Genomic DNA, 14,199 nt, shown 5'->3' on the forward strand with positions numbered 1-14,199 from the left:
GCGGACTCTGCGACAGATTCACTAAAATTGGACCCGGTCTACGATGCGCGCGGTGCACACCGTGCGCGCAATCGAAAGGAACCCAGTGGCTGACACCACCACCCGCCCCCTGCGCGTCGCCGTGATCGGCGCCGGCCCGGCCGGCATCTACGCCGCGGACATGCTCACCAAGTCCGAGCCCGTCAAGAGCGGGGAGCTCGAGGTCAGCATCGACCTGTTCGACCGCTACCCGACCCCCTTCGGGCTGATCCGCTACGGCGTGGCCCCCGACCACCCGCGGATCAAGGGCATCATCACCGCGCTGCGCTCCATCCTCGGCCGCGGCGACATCCGCTTCTTCGGCAACGTGGAGTTCGGCCGCGACCTCACGCTGGCCGACTTCGGCGCCCACTACGACGCCGTGATCTTCGCGACCGGTGCCGTCTACGACGCACCGCTGAACATCCCCGGCAACGACCTCGAGGGCGTCCACGGCGCCGCCGAGTTCGTCGCCTGGTACGACGGCCACCCGGACTTCCCGCGGACCTGGCCGCTGGAGGCCAAGGAGGTCGCCGTCATCGGCAACGGCAACGTGGCCCTCGACGTCGCCCGCGTGCTGTCCAAGCACGCCGACGACATGCTCGTCACCGAGATCCCCGGCAACGTCTACCAGGGCCTGAAGGCCTCCCCGGTCACCGACGTGCACATCTTCGGCCGCCGCGGCCCCGCCCAGGTGAAGTTCACGCCGCTGGAGCTGCGCGAGCTCGCCAAGTCGCGCGACGTCGACATCGTCGTCTACGACGAGGACTTCCGGTACGACGAGGGCTCCGAGCAGGCCATCGCCGAGAACAACCAGATCAAGGTCATGGTCAAGACGCTCGAGAAGTGGCGCGCCGACGACTCGCCGAAGACCGCCTCCCGCCGCCTGCACCTGCACTTCCTGCAGAGCCCCCGCGAGGTGCTCGGCGAGAACGGCAAGGTCACGGGCCTGCGCATGGAGCGCACCCGGCTCAACGGCGACGGCTCCGTGTCGGGGACCGGCGAGCTCGTCGACCACCCGGTCCAGGCCGTCTACCACGCGGTGGGCTACCTCGGCTCCCGCCTGCCCGAGCTGCCGTTCGACGACGGCCGCGGCGTGATCCCGAACGTGGAGGGCCGCGTCCTGACCGAGGACGGCACCGTCCTGCACGGGCTCTACGCGACCGGGTGGATCAAGCGCGGTCCGGTCGGGCTGATCGGCGCCACGAAGTCCGACGCCCTCGAGACCGTGACCCACCTGCTCGAGGACCGTCCGGTGCTGCCGGGCGCCACGCGCCCCGAGCCCGAGTCCGTCAACGAGGTGCTCGAGGCCCGCGGCGTCGAGTACACGACGTGGCAGGGGTGGCTGGCCCTCGACGAGTACGAGCAGGGACTCGGACAGTCCTCCCACGACGTCGAGGGCAACCCGCGCGAGCGGGTCAAGGTGGTCGAGCGCGAGGAGATGGTCAGCGTCTCCCGCGAGGGCGTGGCCGAGCCGGTCTCCTCGCCGGTCTGAAGGGGGACCCGGCCCGGCGCCGAACGCGGTTCGCCGCCCGCCGCCGAGGGGCCGTGATCCGCGTCTTCCCACCGCCGAGGGGGCCCGTCCGAGCCGAATGCGTCGTGCATCGCGTTCGGACGGGCCCCCTCGGGGTCGGTGCGGCTCAGGACGCGACCCCTCGCGGCACGTCGAGATGCCACAGAATCTGAACGGGTCTCTGTGCACGCACCTCTCGCGGCCTCGGCGGCATCCAGGCGCGGGGTCGCCGACGGAGGACGAGCCTGGGCGGGCGGGGTGTCCACCGGCCGAAGCCTCGGGTGGGGGCCGGGATGAAGGCGGCCCGCACGCCACGGTCGTCGAGTTCGCCCGGGGCGGCCATGGTGGAGCCGGGGCCCGGCGACTGCATCGGCTGTCCCGGCGACGTCCCGCACACCTGCCCGGCCCTCGACCCGGCTACCACCGCTGTGCCGGTCCTCCGACACCGCTGACCCCGGCCGACCAGCGTCGAGCGCGCACCTCGTGCCGCCGAAGGGTCCGGACCTGCGGCTTCCCACCGCCGAGGTGGCCCGTCTGAAGGGGAATCGTCGTGCCGGAGGTCTGAAGGGGACCCCTCGCGGTCAGAGGGCCAGCAGGCGCCGCACGTGGTCGTTGAGGAAGACGCCGTCGGGATCCACCTGCGCCCGCACGTCGAGGAAGTCCTGGAACCGCGGGTACACCGAGTGCAGGTACTCGGCGTCCTGCGTGTGGACACAGCCCCAGTGGGGCCGGCCGCCGTGGGCGAGGAAGACCTGTTCCGCGGCGGCGAAGACCTTCGGGTCGTAGCGCCGCCAGTACTGCCGCAGGGCGATCCAGCCGGTCTCCCGGCCGTGGGCGGGGGAGAGCCAGGGGTCCTCGGCGGGGGAGCAGCGCACGTCCACGGGCAGCGAGAAGGCGTAGCCGCGGCGCTCGATGAGCGTCTGCAGCGCCCGGAACGCGGTGGCGAGCTCCTCGACGGGCACCGCGTACTCCGTGGAGACGAACCGCACCCGGCGTGGCACGGTGAACACCCGGAACGAGAGGTCGCTGTACTGCCGTGGGCTGTTGGTCAGCGCGTCGAACCGGTTGAGGCCGGGGGTCGAGCGGGGCAGCACGGTGGCCAGCTGGTTGAGCCCGGCGGTGAGGGTGTTGCGCAGCAGGGCGTCGTCGAGCCGGCGCACGGTGCGGGCCACGGGCGAGCCCGGGCGGGTGTAGGACTCGGGAAGCTTGTGCAGCCGGGTGAGGATCCGCGTCTGCGCGCTGGGGGTTCCGGGCATCCAGAAGAACTCGAAGTGGTCGGCCCCGGCCATCCGGCTCCCCAGGGTGTCCACGAGCTGGCCGAGGGGCTCCCGGATCTCCGCGGCGTGCAGCCGGAAGGAGGGCTCGCAGGCCAGGGTCACGCTCGCGACCACACCGAGGGCGCCGAGGCCCGTGCGCGCGGCCTGGAACAGCTCGGGGCGCTCCTGCTCCGAGCACTCGAGGAGCTCGCCTCGGGCCGTGACCAGGGTCAGCGCCTCGACCTGGGCGGAGAGCGAGCCGAAACCCAGCCCGGTGCCGTGGGTGCCGGTCGCGATCGCGCCGCCGATCGTCTGCCAGTCGCTGTCGGGGAGGTTCGTGGCGGCCAGGCCGACCGCGTCGAGCTCCTCGTTCAGCTCCCGGATGCTGGTTCCCGCCAGGACGGTGACCCGTTGCCCCTCCACGTCCACGTCGGGCACCCCGGAGAGGTCTCGGAGGTCCACCAGGACGTCCGGTGCCAGCGGCAGGGCCGAGAAGCTGCATCCCGCGCCGACCGCGCGCACGCCCAGGCCGCGGCGCGCGGCGGCGGCGACGCCCTCGGCGAGCTCCGGGACGGAGGAGGGGCGCAGGACGTGCCGCGGGGTCACGGAGTGCGTCCGGCCCCACGTGGTCCACTCCTGCGCGGTGGTCTCCCCGGGCAGCGTGTCGGGCGACGAGGCCTCGTTCATGTCCGGGACCGTCCTTCCTCGAGGCGGGGTGCGCGGTGCCGTCCCATCTTCTCACTCCCGGCGCGGGTGCGGACCCCGTGCCGCGCCGGTCCGCGCGTACCATCGGAGGCGACGTCCGCGGCCGGAACGGAGCCGCGCCGACCGACCCGCGCACAGGAGGCAGGACCATGACCGACCACCCGTCCCCGGACCGGGACGACCGGCACGACCCCAGCCTGGGGGAGGAGGCGATGCGCCACCGCCTGCTGCCCGGCAGCGAGGCGCAGCGGTCCCTGGACGCCACCGGAGAGATCGTCGTGGGCATCGACGGGTCGGAGCAGAGCCTCGGCGCCCTGCGCTGGGCGGCCCGTGAGGCCCGCCGCCGCGACCGTCCGCTGCGCCTGGTCACCGCGTACAGCCTGCCCGTGTTCTCCGGGTCGGGCTTCGACACCGGGTACGCCACCGTCGACGAGGCCGCGCTCACCCGGGGCGTCCAGGAGCTGCTGGACCACGCCGCGGACCAGGTGCGGGACGTCGGCGTCGAGCTGCGGGCCACGGTGGAGACCGGGGACCCCTCGGGGGCCCTGCTGGAACTGAGCCGGACGGCGGAGCTGCTGGTCCTCGGCTCGAGGGGCCGCGGCGGGCTGCTCGGCCGGCTGCTCGGCACCGTCTCGACGGCGGTACCCGCCCACTCCCGCTGCCCCACCGGGGTCGTGCCGCTGCCGTGGTCGCGCGAGCACCTGCGCGCCGAGGACGTCAGGAGCACCCACGCCGTCGTGGACCGGGTGGTCGTCGGCTCGGACGGCTCCAACCAGGCGCGGGCGGCCATGCTCTACGCCGCGGAGGAGGCCCGCCTGCTCGGCGTGCCGCTGAGCGTCGTGTGCGCCCTCCCGCCGGTGAGCGGGGCGCTCGCCTGGATGCCCACGGCGGTGGACTTCGAGGTGATGCACGACGACGTCGCGCGGGCCCTGCGCGGCGGTGTCGCCTGGCTCAAGAGCTGGTTCCCCGACCTGGAGATCGACGCGGAACTCGCGGACGGCGCCCCGGTCCAGGCTCTCGTGGAGCAGACCCGCCGGAACCGCCTCGTGGTGCTCGGCACCCGGGGACGCGGCGGGTTCGCCGGCATGCTGCTCGGCTCCACCTCCCAGGGGGTGCTGCACAACGCGGCCGGTCCGGTGCTGGTGGTCCCGGACCGCTACGACGAGCGGATCGAGACCCGGAAGAACTTCGACCTGGACGACTTCCACCCCTGGGACGCCTGAGCGGCCGGGTCAGGCCCAGCCCAGCTCGTGCAGCCGGTCGTCGTCGATCCCGAAGTGGTGGGCCACCTCGTGGATCACGGTCACGGTGATCTCCTCCACGAGCTCGTCCCGGGCACGGCACATGCGCTGCAGCGGCCCGCGGAAGACGAGGATCCGGTCCGGCAGGGAGCCCGCCCCCCAGCCTCCGTCCCGGGCGGTGAGGGGCACGCCCTCGTAGAGGCCGAGCAGGTCGGGGGAGTGCTCCGGGGGCTCGTCCTCGACGAGGATCACCACGTTGTCCATCGCCCGGAAGAGGTCGTCCGGGATGAGGTCGACGGCGTCGTCGACGGCGGCGTCGAACTCCTCGGGCGTCATCTCGATCACCCTCCATTCCTACCGCACGGGCCCCGGCCCCGTCCCGCCGCCGGAATTGTGCAGATTCCCGGCGAACCTCTAAGCTGGTCACGGTTTCTCCCGTGTCGCGGTCGCCGAGGTCGTGGCCGTCGACGCGGGCGTCCTGGCCCCCATCGTCTAGCGGCCTAGGACACCGCCCTTTCACGGCGGCGGCACGGGTTCGAATCCCGTTGGGGGTACGCGAGGGGTGGGGGTCCCACCGATTTGCACAACCGCCGAGGAATGCTGGTAAGATCAATCCTCGTTGGAAACAGCAAGGCCCTGTAGCGCAGTTGGTTAGCGTGCCGCCCTGTCACGGCGGAGGTCGCGGGTTCAAGTCCCGTCAGGGTCGCTCGGGCGGCGTTCACATCGGAAGATGTTGCGCCGTCGCGGCATATCCCCACCGGATGTGCCGGGGCTCTGTAGCTCAGTTGGTAGAGCGTACGACTGAAAATCGTAAGGTCACCGGATCGACGCCGGTCGGAGCCACCGCGGAAACCGCCGGTCCCACCCAGGGGCCGGCGGTTTTTTCGTGCCCGGACCGGCGAGGACGCGGTCTCCTGCCAGCCTGCGCCGAGGTTGCGTGCCTACGCTGGACCCCGTGATCCGCCGTCCCCGTCGACCGAGCCCGCGCGGAGCAGTGCCGGCACTGGCCGCCCTGCTCCTGCTCGCGCTCACCGCGTGCGGCACCGACCAGGAGCCGCCGGGACTCGTCCTGGAGTCGATGACCCCCGAGCCCGCGCCGACCACGGTCTCGCCCGGGCCCGCCCCGGGGCCGCGCACGTGCTTCGAGGTGGCGACCGCCTACACCGCGCTCACCCTCGTCCCGCTGTCCACCGACGAGGCGGACCCCCGGTACCACCCCGAGCAGACCGCCGTGTCGGTCCAGCAGCTCGTCGACGGGATGCCCGGGGAGCTGCGCCCCGCGTTCGAGGACGCGGTGGCCGCCCTGCGGTCCGCGGGCGGCTCGGTGCAGCCGGCCGAGCTCGCCGACCTCCAGCGCACCCTGGTCCCGGTCCAGGACTGGATCCGGTGGCACTGTTCCGAGCCCACCCCCGCGGAGCCCGTCCCCGCGCAGTGACCGGGGCCCGGTCCCACCGCCGGGCACGGTGCGCCGGGCGGTGTCTCCCCGCGGCCGCCGCCGGACACGCGGCGGGCCCGCCCCGGACCGTCCGGGCCGGCGAACGGGATGCGGCCCGCGCGCTCGGCGGCCGGATCAGCAGCGGCGCAGATCGATGTCGTCGCCGGCGCTGAGGATCTTCCGCGCACCGGTCCCGACCTCGCGGATCCACACGACGCCCAGGTGGGGGAGGGTCTCCTCCACGCTCCCGCGGTGCAGGACGATCCCCTCCTGCAGGGCCTCCACCTGGTCGCCGGGGCGCAGCTCGCTCCAGACCACCGCGGACCGTCCGTCCCCGGCGGGGGTGCTCGACGTCGTCATGGCTGATCCTCCTCGGTCCCGTCCGGCGGTCCCGCCGGGCCCTCCATCATGGCCTACGACGGCGGGTGGCGCGGAACGCGGCGGTCGGCGCGGACGGTGCCGTGGACACCCCGGCCGATCGGTACTAGCGTCCGGCATGATCTCGACCACCGGATCCGCGACGACCCGTCGCGCCCACCCGAAGGAGAGCTCCGTGCCCGGACCACGTCCCCTGAACATCGGGCAGATCGGCGCCGGCCGCATCGGGTCCAGCCACGCCGAGCTGCTCGTCCCCGGCGTCCGGCTCGTCGCCGTCGCCGACCCTGCGGCGGAGGTCGCGGCGCGGCTGGCGGAGGAGCTGGGCGTGCCCGCGGCGTACACCGACCCGGGCCGGGTGGTGGCCGACGACCAGGTGGAGGCCATCGTGATCACCGCCCAGGCCCCCTTCCACGCGGGCCTGGTCGAGCAGGCCGCGGCCGCGGGGAAGGCCGTCTTCTGCGAGAAGCCGGCAGGCCTGACGATGGGGGAGATCGACCGCGTCCAAGAGGCCGTGCAGGCCCACGGTGTCGTCTTCCAGGTCGGCTTCGACCGCCGCTTCGCCGACGGCTTCCCCGAGGCGCGGCGGGCCGTCGGGTCCGGGCGGATCGGGCGGCCGCGGCTGCTGCGGTCCGTCACGCGGGACCCGGGTCCGGCCGACCCGACGGCCGTGGCGCCGTGGACGATCTTCCTGGACACGCTGATCCACGACTTCGACATCCTGAACTTCCTGAACCCCGGGGCGCGGGCCGTCCAGGTGCACGCGGTGGCCTCGCACGTCGCCCCGGACGTCGAGGACGCCGGGCTGCTGGACACCGCCGTCGTCACCGTCCGCTTCGACAACGGGGCGATCGCCACGGCCGAGGCCGGTTGCTCGGCCGCCTACGGCTACGACACCCGGGCGGAGGTCTTCGGGACCGGCGGCATGGTCACCGTGGGGCGGCTCGAGGCGTCGAGCATGCGCTGCTACGGTCCCGAGGGCCTCACCGCCGACACGGTCCGCCACGAGACCCGGTCGATGCGCGGGGCGTACTCGGCGGAGCTTCAGGTCTTCGCCGACGCCGCCCGCGGCGGGCCGGTGGAGGGTCCCGGCGTGGCCGACGCGCGCCAGGCGCTGCGGATCGCCCTGGCCTGCGTCGAGTCCTGCCGCACCGGCGGGCCCGTGGAGCCGGCCCCGTGAGCGGCTGCGTCCTGCCGACCCGGCCCGCCGTCCGCGGGGTCCCGGGCCCCCGCGGCTCCTACTTGGGGAGCTCGGGGACGACGGCCAGGTGCTCGGGCCGCACGGCTGCGGCCGGGTACGCGGGGTGCTTGCCCAGCCACTTCTTGATGTAGGGGCACACCGGCACGAACTCCAGACCCGCGGCGAGCGTGTCGTCCAGGGCCTCCCGGGCGAGCCTGGAGGCCAGTCCCTGCCCGCCGTAGGCGTCGTCGACGGTCGTGTGGTAGAAGATCCGCTGGGCTCTGCCGGCCGCGTCGTAGGGGATCCAGTAGGTCGCGCCGATCACGGCGTCCCCGTCCAGGAGCTCGTAGCGCCCGTGGTCGGGATTGTTCCGGACGGTGATGGCGGGATCGGTCGGCACGGCGTGCTCCTGGGTCGGTGGCGGTCGGGATCAGCCGCGAGGGCGCAGCTGGACGGTGGGCAGGGCCGGCGCCGGCAGCGGCGCGGGCTGACCCTCGGGATAGGGGCCGAAGCGCGGGAACGGGGCGCCGTCCGGATAGGCGTCCCCGGCCGGTGCCGGGGCCGGCTCGGCGCCGATCTCGGCCTGCCACGCCGCCCGGTAGGCCACGACCTCGTCGTGGCTGCGGCCCACGAAGTTCCACCACATGACGATCTGCTCGCCGAACGGCTCCCCGCCGATGAGCAGGGCCCGTGCCGGAGCCGGTCCGGCCTCGAGCACCACGGACCGCCGGCCCGTGGGCAGGTAGCCGAGGTGGTCCACCGGCACCGGGGCGCCGTCCACGGTGAGCTCCCCGGCGTCGAGCAGGACCCCGTGCTCGAACCCCTCGTCCAGATCCAGCTCCAGCCGGGCGCCGGCCTCCAGGTCGACCTGGGCCGCAAGCAGCGGCGGGGTGTGGGTCTCGACCGGCGACGTGGATCCGGCCAGCGACCCGATGAAGACCCGCAGCGCACTGCCCTCGCCGGCGACGGGCTGCGGGGCGTGGTGCTGGAACCCCGGTGGCAGGTGACGGGTCGCCTCGGGCAGGGCGTACCACAGCTGGACCCCGTGCAGCACGGTGGTGTCCGGGGTGGAGAACTCCTGGTGGGAGATCCCTCGGCCGGCGACCATGAGGTTGACCTCTCCCGGCCGCACGATCGCGTCGTGGCCGGCGGAGTCCCGGTGGGCGATCCCGCCGGTGAAGAGCAGGCTCACGGTGGCCAGTCCCGTGTGCGGGTGGCGGGCCACCGTCATGCCCCCGGACTCGGAGACGGGGTCGGGGCCGTAGTGGTCCACGAAGCACCAGGAGCCGATGAGGCTGCGCCGGCGCTGGGGCAGCGTCCGGCGCACGGTCATCGCCCGAGGACCGCCCAGCGGCACGTCGCGCGGGGCGAGGAGCTCGGCCCCGGCGCCCAGGGCCTCGGTGCACAGGATCTCCTGCGGGTGCGCGTCCAGGTTCGTCATGCCCGTCCTCCTGCGGTCGAGGGGGCCGGGGCCCCCGCTGTCGGGCTGCCGGTCGCCGGGGCCTCCGGCGGCGGGCTGCCGGTCGCCGGGACTTCCGTCGTCGGGACCTCGGTCGTCGGGACCTCGGTCGCCGGGTCCTCCGTCCGCTCGTCCGGCGCCCGGCGTGGACGGATCGGGTGGCGGGAGAGGATCGAGATCCGGTTGAAGGCGTTGATCGTGACCGCGGCCCACTGCAGCGCGGAGTACTGGGCGTCGTCCAGGTGCTCGCGGGCGTCCGTGAGCTCCCGGACGCGGGTCGTCTCCTCGGGCAGGCTCGTGGTGGCCTCCCCGATGGCCAGCGCCGCGCGCTCGAGCTCGGAGAACAGCGCGGTCTCGCGCCACACGGGCAGCACGGACAGCTTCTGCGGCCCCACCCCGGCGTCCACGGCGTAGCGGGTGTGCAGCTCGAGGCAGTAGGCGCACCCGTTGAGCTGGGAGACCCGCACGTTGAGGAGTTCCACCACGGCCCGGGAGATCCCTGCCTCCTGCGCGGCCGAGGCGACCCTGCGGGAGAGCTTGTTGAGAGCCCGCCAGCTGCCCGGATCGGACTTGTCCAGGAAGAACTTCCCGCGGACGGTCATGCGTCCTCCTCGTCGTCGTCGGCGCCGGTACCGGCCACCGGGAGGGCGTGTCCGCCCGCTCGGGGCGTCGCGGCTCCGAACACCAGGGAACACCCGCGTACTTGCCGTGTCAACGACAGGTGGGGCCGGACCGGGCGCGGAGGGCCCTCGGCCGGCCGCAGGGTCGCCCCGAGAGCTCGTCCCGGCCCCGGAGGGGGCACGCCGTCACGCCCTGCGCGGCGTCCCGGGCCCCGGGGGGAACCTCCGGGGCCGGGTCAGTTCGCGCTCTCGAGGTGCGCCAGCGGCAGCCAGCGGTGCATCAGCCGGCGGAACGCCACCGCCGCGCCGTTGGCGTCCTGCGCCGCCAGCAGCTCCACGGCGTCCTGGAGGTCCCGCGGGCTCTCGTCCGGCTGGAAACGGTCCGCGACGGACCCGTAGTGCAGGACCACGAGCGAGTTGGCCGAGAACGCGCCGAGCCAGCGTCCCAGGTGGGTGAGGTCCTCGGCGAGATCCTCGAGGTCCTCGCCGCCGGCGTCCTCGACCACCTGCGCCGCCCGCACGATCCGCCGGGTCCCGACGTCGACCGGGACGGCGCACCGGTGGACGCGGTTGCCGTGGTGGAAGCTCTCGGTGTGGTCCTGCTCCGAGAACAGCGCGAACCACGCCATGGGCACCGTGAACGCCGACTCGCGCGCGTGCACGGGGACGAAGTGCTCCTTGGAGATCCGCCGGCCCGCCGCACGGACCGCATCCTCCGGGATGATCAGGGTCGGCAGGGGCTGGCCGCCCTCCTCCTCGGCGAGCGCCACGAGCCGCAGGGAGCGACGCAGCCGCTGCGGCGGGTGGTAGACCGGGAAGTCCCCGACACCCGCGGCCAGCATGTCCCTGCCCCGCGGCGCCGCGGAGAAGGGGAGCGTCCACAGCGGCTCCACGGCCGGGGGCAGGGGGTCCTGGCCCGGTGCGGCCAGCCGGGCCAGCTGCTCGGTCAGCTCGTTGACCCCCGCCTCCTCCGGGGAGAGGGCACGGGGGACCAGGGGCGCGTACACGGTGTCGAGCTCCTCGGCGGGCACGTAGACCCGGAGGGCGAACTGGTGCGGGACCCCGGTGGCCGAGCGGAAGGTCCGGCCCACCTGCAGCAACTGCGCCATGCGGGCCGGCTCAGGCGATCTCGACGACGACGGGTGCGTGGTCCGAGGCGCCCTTGCCCTTGCGCTCCTCGCGGTCGATCACGGCGTCCGTGACGCGCTCGGCCAGGGCGGGGGAGTAGAGCTGGAAGTCGATGCGCATGCCTTCCTTCTTCGGGAACCGCAGGCTCTTGTAGTCCCAGTAGGTGTAGACGCCCGGGCCCGGGTGGCGGGGACGGACCACGTCCCGGTAGCCGGCCTCGTCGAGGAAGGCCCGGAAGGCGGCGCGCTCGGGCTCGCTGACGTGGGTCAGGCCGTTGTCGAGGAAGAACTGCATGTCCCACACGTCCTCGTCCTGCGGCGCCACGTTCCAGTCTCCCACGAGCGCCACCTGCGCGGCCGGGTCCTCGTCCACCCACTGCTTGGCGTGGTCCTTCAGCACGCGCAGCCACTCGAGCTTGTAGGGCATGTGCGGGTCGTCGAGCGCGCGGCCGTTGGGCACGTACAGCGACCAGACGCGCACCCCGGCGCACGTCGCGCCGATCGCACGGGCCTCCTGGACCGGATCCTGGCCGGGCTTGCCGAAGGCGGGCTGGTCCGGGAACGTGCGCCGGACGTCCTCGAGGCCGACCCGGGAGGCGATCGCCACGCCGTTCCACTGGCTGAGCCCGAAGTGGGCGACGTCGTAGCCCATGAACTCGAAGAGCTCCCAGGGGAACGTCTCGTCCTTCGTCTTGGTCTCCTGCATGGCCAGGACGTCCACGTCCGAGCGCTGCAGCCACGCCTCGACCCGGTCGGCGCGGGCGCGGACGGAATTCACGTTCCAGGTGGCGATCCTCATGCTCCCCACGTTACCGGCTGCCCGGGGCGGGCAGTGCCGGGGTCCGGATGCGCCCGGTGACGTCGTGTGTCGGGCGCCGCCCCAGGCCACCGGCGCCTTGGGGCCCGCCCCTCGCCCCGGCTGATTGCACATGCTAATTTCCTTCTGGCCCGTCCCCCGCGCAGCCACGCCCCGGCAGGAGATCCCCCCCATGAACCTCATCCGGACCGTCCTCACCGTGTCCACCGCAGCGGCCCTTCTCCTGGGCGGGCTGCCCGCGGCACACGCCATGCACCCGGGAGAGTCGGCCGGCGCCGAAGCCCCGGCGGCGGACGGCCACCTGCACGGGGGCGCCGCGTCCGCCCCGGTGCCGGAGGAGGAGCCGGTCCCGGAGGTCGCGCCGGACGAGCACACGGATCCCGGGGCCGAGGACGCCGTCGGCGGCCCGGTGGGTGCGGCCGCCGCCACCCACCCGACCACCGTGGCGCACGTGGCCGAGGCCTTCAGGATCGTCAACGACCACCGGAGCCAGGCGAAGCGGGCGCCGCTCGCGTACAACACCGAGCTCTCGCGCAACGCCCAGCGGTGGGCCGACGCCATGGCCGCGGCCGGCAAGGAGATGTCCAACCCGGACCCCTGGGCGGGCGCGCCCGCCGGGGGGATCCGGATGGACCAGTACTACGGCCGGGGGCAGTTCACGGGCGCCTTCGCGGGGGCCGACGCCGTCGAGGCCCTCACCCACTACCTCCTGGACTTCTACCCCCGCAACGGCACGGACCAGTTCGCCCGGGACCTGACCCACCTCGGGATCGGCGTCAGCCACGTCGCCACCTCGGGACCGGCGGGCCCCGGCTGGCAGACCTACGTGACCCTCTACTACTACGCCTACCCGGCCGGGCAGACCGTGCCGGGGACCTACGCGAAGCCGGTCGAGGGGGCCGTTCCCGGCTCCGCCGTGCCCGCCTACGGCGTCCGCGGCGCCATCGGGAACAAGTGGGCCCAGCTCGGCGGGACCACGGGCGTGGGGGCCCCGATCATGGCCGAGCGAGGCGGCCTGGCCGAGGGCGGGGTCTACCAGGAGTTCCGGCGCGCCGACGGACGCCGGTCGACGATCTACTGGTCCCCGAGCCACGGGGCGAACGTCATCCACAACACCGCGTCCATCGGCCGGAAGTGGATCGCGGCCGGGCGCGAGCACAACTTCGGTCTGCCCTCAACCGACGAGCGCGGCATCTCCGGCGGGGCCTACCAGGTCTTCACGCGCCAGGGTCGTGGCACCAAGGTGCTCTGGAGCCCCGGAGCCGGATCCCGCGCCGTCAAGGAGTACGGGGCGATCGGCCGGGCGTGGAAGGCCGCCGGCCACGAGCGCGGCTACGGCTTCCCCGTGACGGACGAGTACCCCCACGGCGCCGAGGTGCGCCAGCGCTTCTCGAACGGCTACACCGTCCACTGGTCCGCCGGGCGGACCTGGGTCACCCGCTGAGCCGGAACGGCGGCGTGGGCCGCGCCGGGAGCGGTCCCCGCCGCCGCGGCGGGTGTCACGGGCTCAGGAACGCCACCAGTCGTCGAAGATCGTGACGGGGACCGTGCGCTTGTGCCGGGTCCTCAGGTACTGCGCCTCGAGCCGCTCGGCCACGGCGTCGTCGATCTCCCGGCCCTCGAGGTAGTCGTCGATGTCGTCGTAGGACATGCCCAGCTCCGCCTCGTCGGTCTGGCCGGGGTTGTCGTCGAGCAGGTCGGCGGTGGGCGCCTTGGCCCACAGCCGCTCCTCGGCGCCGAGGGCCTGCAGGAGCCGGCGGTTCTGCCGCTTGTTCAGCCCGAACAACGGGAGGATGTCGGCCCCGCCGTCGCCGTACTTGGTGAAGAATCCGGTCACGGACTCGGCGCCGTGGTCGGTGCCGATCACCAGGCAGTTGTGCTCGCCGGCGATCGCGTACTGGGCGATCATGCGCATGCGGGCCTTGATGTTGCCCTTGTTGAAGTCGGAGATCTCCCGGTCCGTGGCGCCCTCGAAGCCGTGCTCGAAGCCGTCGACGGCCGGGGCGATGTCGTAGGTGATCGTGCGGTCGGCGGCGACGAAGCGCAGGGCCGCCTGGGCGTCCTCCTCGTCGTGCTGCTTGCGGTGGGGCAGTCGCACGCCGACGAACTCCGCCTCCTCGCCCTCGGCGCGAAGCCTCTCCGCCGCCAGCTGGGCGAGCCGGCCGGCCAGCGTGGAGTCCAGGCCGCCGCTGATGCCCAGCACGAAGCCCCTGGTGCGGCTGGCCCGGACGTAGTCGCAGAGGAACCGGACGCGCGCCTCGATCTCCTGCTGCGCGTCGATCTCGGGCTTGACGCCCATCTCGTCGATGATTGCTGCCTGCAGTGTCCGCATGCCCTCATGCTAGTGCTGGGGCGGTGCGCCGCGGCAAGAACCCGGCCGTGCCGTCCTTGTAGGATGCGGGCCATGTCCCCGCACCGCCGCCGAGACCCCCCGCCGCCCCACCGGCGGGCCC

The 14,199-nt window shown here is 73.7% G+C and carries 14 protein-coding genes and 3 tRNA genes; 8 read left to right on the forward strand and 9 right to left on the reverse strand.

Going from position 1 to position 14,199, the window contains the following annotated elements; genetic code table 11:
* Window positions 1–43 precede the first annotated feature (43 nt).
* A complete protein-coding gene (locus ACH9EU_RS00335; protein WP_396411937.1) occupies window positions 44–1,513 on the forward strand; it encodes an FAD-dependent oxidoreductase in 1,470 nt (489 codons plus the stop codon).
* Between the two features lie 599 nt (window positions 1,514–2,112).
* Here ACH9EU_RS00335 and ACH9EU_RS00340 read toward each other — a convergent pair.
* A complete protein-coding gene (locus ACH9EU_RS00340) occupies window positions 2,113–3,474 on the reverse strand; it encodes a D-arabinono-1,4-lactone oxidase (protein ID WP_396411938.1) in 1,362 nt (453 codons plus the stop codon).
* Window positions 3,475–3,641: 167 nt separating this feature from the next.
* Between ACH9EU_RS00340 and ACH9EU_RS00345 the strand changes: the two genes are divergently transcribed.
* Window positions 3,642–4,715 (forward strand): universal stress protein, encoded by a 1,074-nt coding sequence (locus ACH9EU_RS00345; protein ID WP_396411939.1) that lies wholly within the window; start codon window positions 3,642–3,644, stop codon window positions 4,713–4,715.
* Window positions 4,716–4,724: 9 nt separating this feature from the next.
* Here the strand turns inward: ACH9EU_RS00345 and ACH9EU_RS00350 are convergent, their stop codons facing one another.
* A complete protein-coding gene (locus ACH9EU_RS00350; protein ID WP_396411940.1) occupies window positions 4,725–5,078 on the reverse strand; it encodes a metallopeptidase family protein in 354 nt (117 codons plus the stop codon).
* A gap of 136 nt (window positions 5,079–5,214) precedes the next feature.
* Here ACH9EU_RS00350 and ACH9EU_RS00355 point away from each other — a divergent pair.
* The 4 genes from ACH9EU_RS00355 to ACH9EU_RS00370 all read left to right on the forward strand — a co-directional run bounded on the left by ACH9EU_RS00355 (window position 5,215) and on the right by ACH9EU_RS00370 (window position 6,168).
* A tRNA-Glu gene (locus tag ACH9EU_RS00355) sits at window positions 5,215–5,287 on the forward strand.
* Window positions 5,288–5,365: 78 nt separating this feature from the next.
* Window positions 5,366–5,439: transfer RNA gene (locus ACH9EU_RS00360), tRNA-Asp, on the forward strand.
* A 64-nt stretch (window positions 5,440–5,503) separates the two neighbouring features.
* Window positions 5,504–5,576 (forward strand) — tRNA-Phe (locus ACH9EU_RS00365).
* A 94-nt stretch (window positions 5,577–5,670) separates the two neighbouring features.
* A complete protein-coding gene (locus ACH9EU_RS00370; protein WP_396411941.1) occupies window positions 5,671–6,168 on the forward strand; it encodes a hypothetical protein in 498 nt (165 codons plus the stop codon).
* A 135-nt stretch (window positions 6,169–6,303) separates the two neighbouring features.
* Here the strand turns inward: ACH9EU_RS00370 and ACH9EU_RS00375 are convergent, their stop codons facing one another.
* Entirely contained in the window at window positions 6,304–6,528 is a 225-nt protein-coding gene (locus ACH9EU_RS00375; RefSeq protein ID WP_396411942.1) for a hypothetical protein, read from the reverse strand.
* 136 nt (window positions 6,529–6,664) lie between these two features.
* Here ACH9EU_RS00375 and ACH9EU_RS00380 point away from each other — a divergent pair, with 136 nt between their 5' ends.
* Window positions 6,665–7,723, forward strand: a complete 1,059-nt coding sequence (locus ACH9EU_RS00380; protein WP_396411943.1) for a Gfo/Idh/MocA family oxidoreductase — start codon at window positions 6,665–6,667, stop codon at window positions 7,721–7,723.
* A 58-nt stretch (window positions 7,724–7,781) separates the two neighbouring features.
* Here the strand turns inward: ACH9EU_RS00380 and ACH9EU_RS00385 are convergent, their stop codons facing one another.
* From ACH9EU_RS00385 to ACH9EU_RS00405, 5 genes are all read right to left on the reverse strand, one after another.
* Window positions 7,782–8,123, reverse strand: coding sequence for an N-acetyltransferase (locus ACH9EU_RS00385; RefSeq protein ID WP_396411944.1), 342 nt, complete (start codon window positions 8,121–8,123; stop codon window positions 7,782–7,784).
* A 30-nt stretch (window positions 8,124–8,153) separates the two neighbouring features.
* Entirely contained in the window at window positions 8,154–9,164 is a 1,011-nt protein-coding gene (locus ACH9EU_RS00390) for a pirin family protein (RefSeq protein ID WP_396411945.1), read from the reverse strand.
* Window positions 9,161–9,784: a carboxymuconolactone decarboxylase family protein gene (locus tag ACH9EU_RS00395; protein WP_396411946.1), complete on the reverse strand. Its 624-nt coding sequence runs from the start codon at window positions 9,782–9,784 to the stop codon at window positions 9,161–9,163. The genes ACH9EU_RS00390 and ACH9EU_RS00395 overlap by 4 nt, the downstream gene beginning before the upstream one ends.
* Window positions 9,785–10,038: 254 nt before the next feature.
* On the reverse strand, window positions 10,039–10,911 hold the full coding sequence (locus ACH9EU_RS00400; protein ID WP_396411947.1) for a hypothetical protein: 873 nt from the start codon (window positions 10,909–10,911) through the stop codon (window positions 10,039–10,041).
* A 10-nt stretch (window positions 10,912–10,921) separates the two neighbouring features.
* A complete protein-coding gene (locus tag ACH9EU_RS00405) occupies window positions 10,922–11,728 on the reverse strand; it encodes an exodeoxyribonuclease III (protein ID WP_396411948.1) in 807 nt (268 codons plus the stop codon).
* Between the two features lie 190 nt (window positions 11,729–11,918).
* On the opposite strand from ACH9EU_RS00405, the gene ACH9EU_RS00410 reads away from it, so the two are divergent.
* On the forward strand, window positions 11,919–13,190 hold the full coding sequence (locus ACH9EU_RS00410; protein WP_396411949.1) for a CAP domain-containing protein: 1,272 nt from the start codon (window positions 11,919–11,921) through the stop codon (window positions 13,188–13,190).
* Window positions 13,191–13,253: 63 nt separating this feature from the next.
* On the opposite strand, the gene nadE is transcribed toward ACH9EU_RS00410, so the two are convergent.
* Entirely contained in the window at window positions 13,254–14,078 is an 825-nt protein-coding gene (nadE, locus tag ACH9EU_RS00415) for an ammonia-dependent NAD(+) synthetase (protein WP_396411950.1), read from the reverse strand.
* Window positions 14,079–14,199: the final 121 nt, after the last annotated feature.

This window comes from Kocuria rhizosphaerae, assembly GCF_044462265.1.
Taxonomy (GTDB): domain Bacteria; phylum Actinomycetota; class Actinomycetes; order Actinomycetales; family Micrococcaceae; genus Kocuria; species Kocuria rhizosphaerae.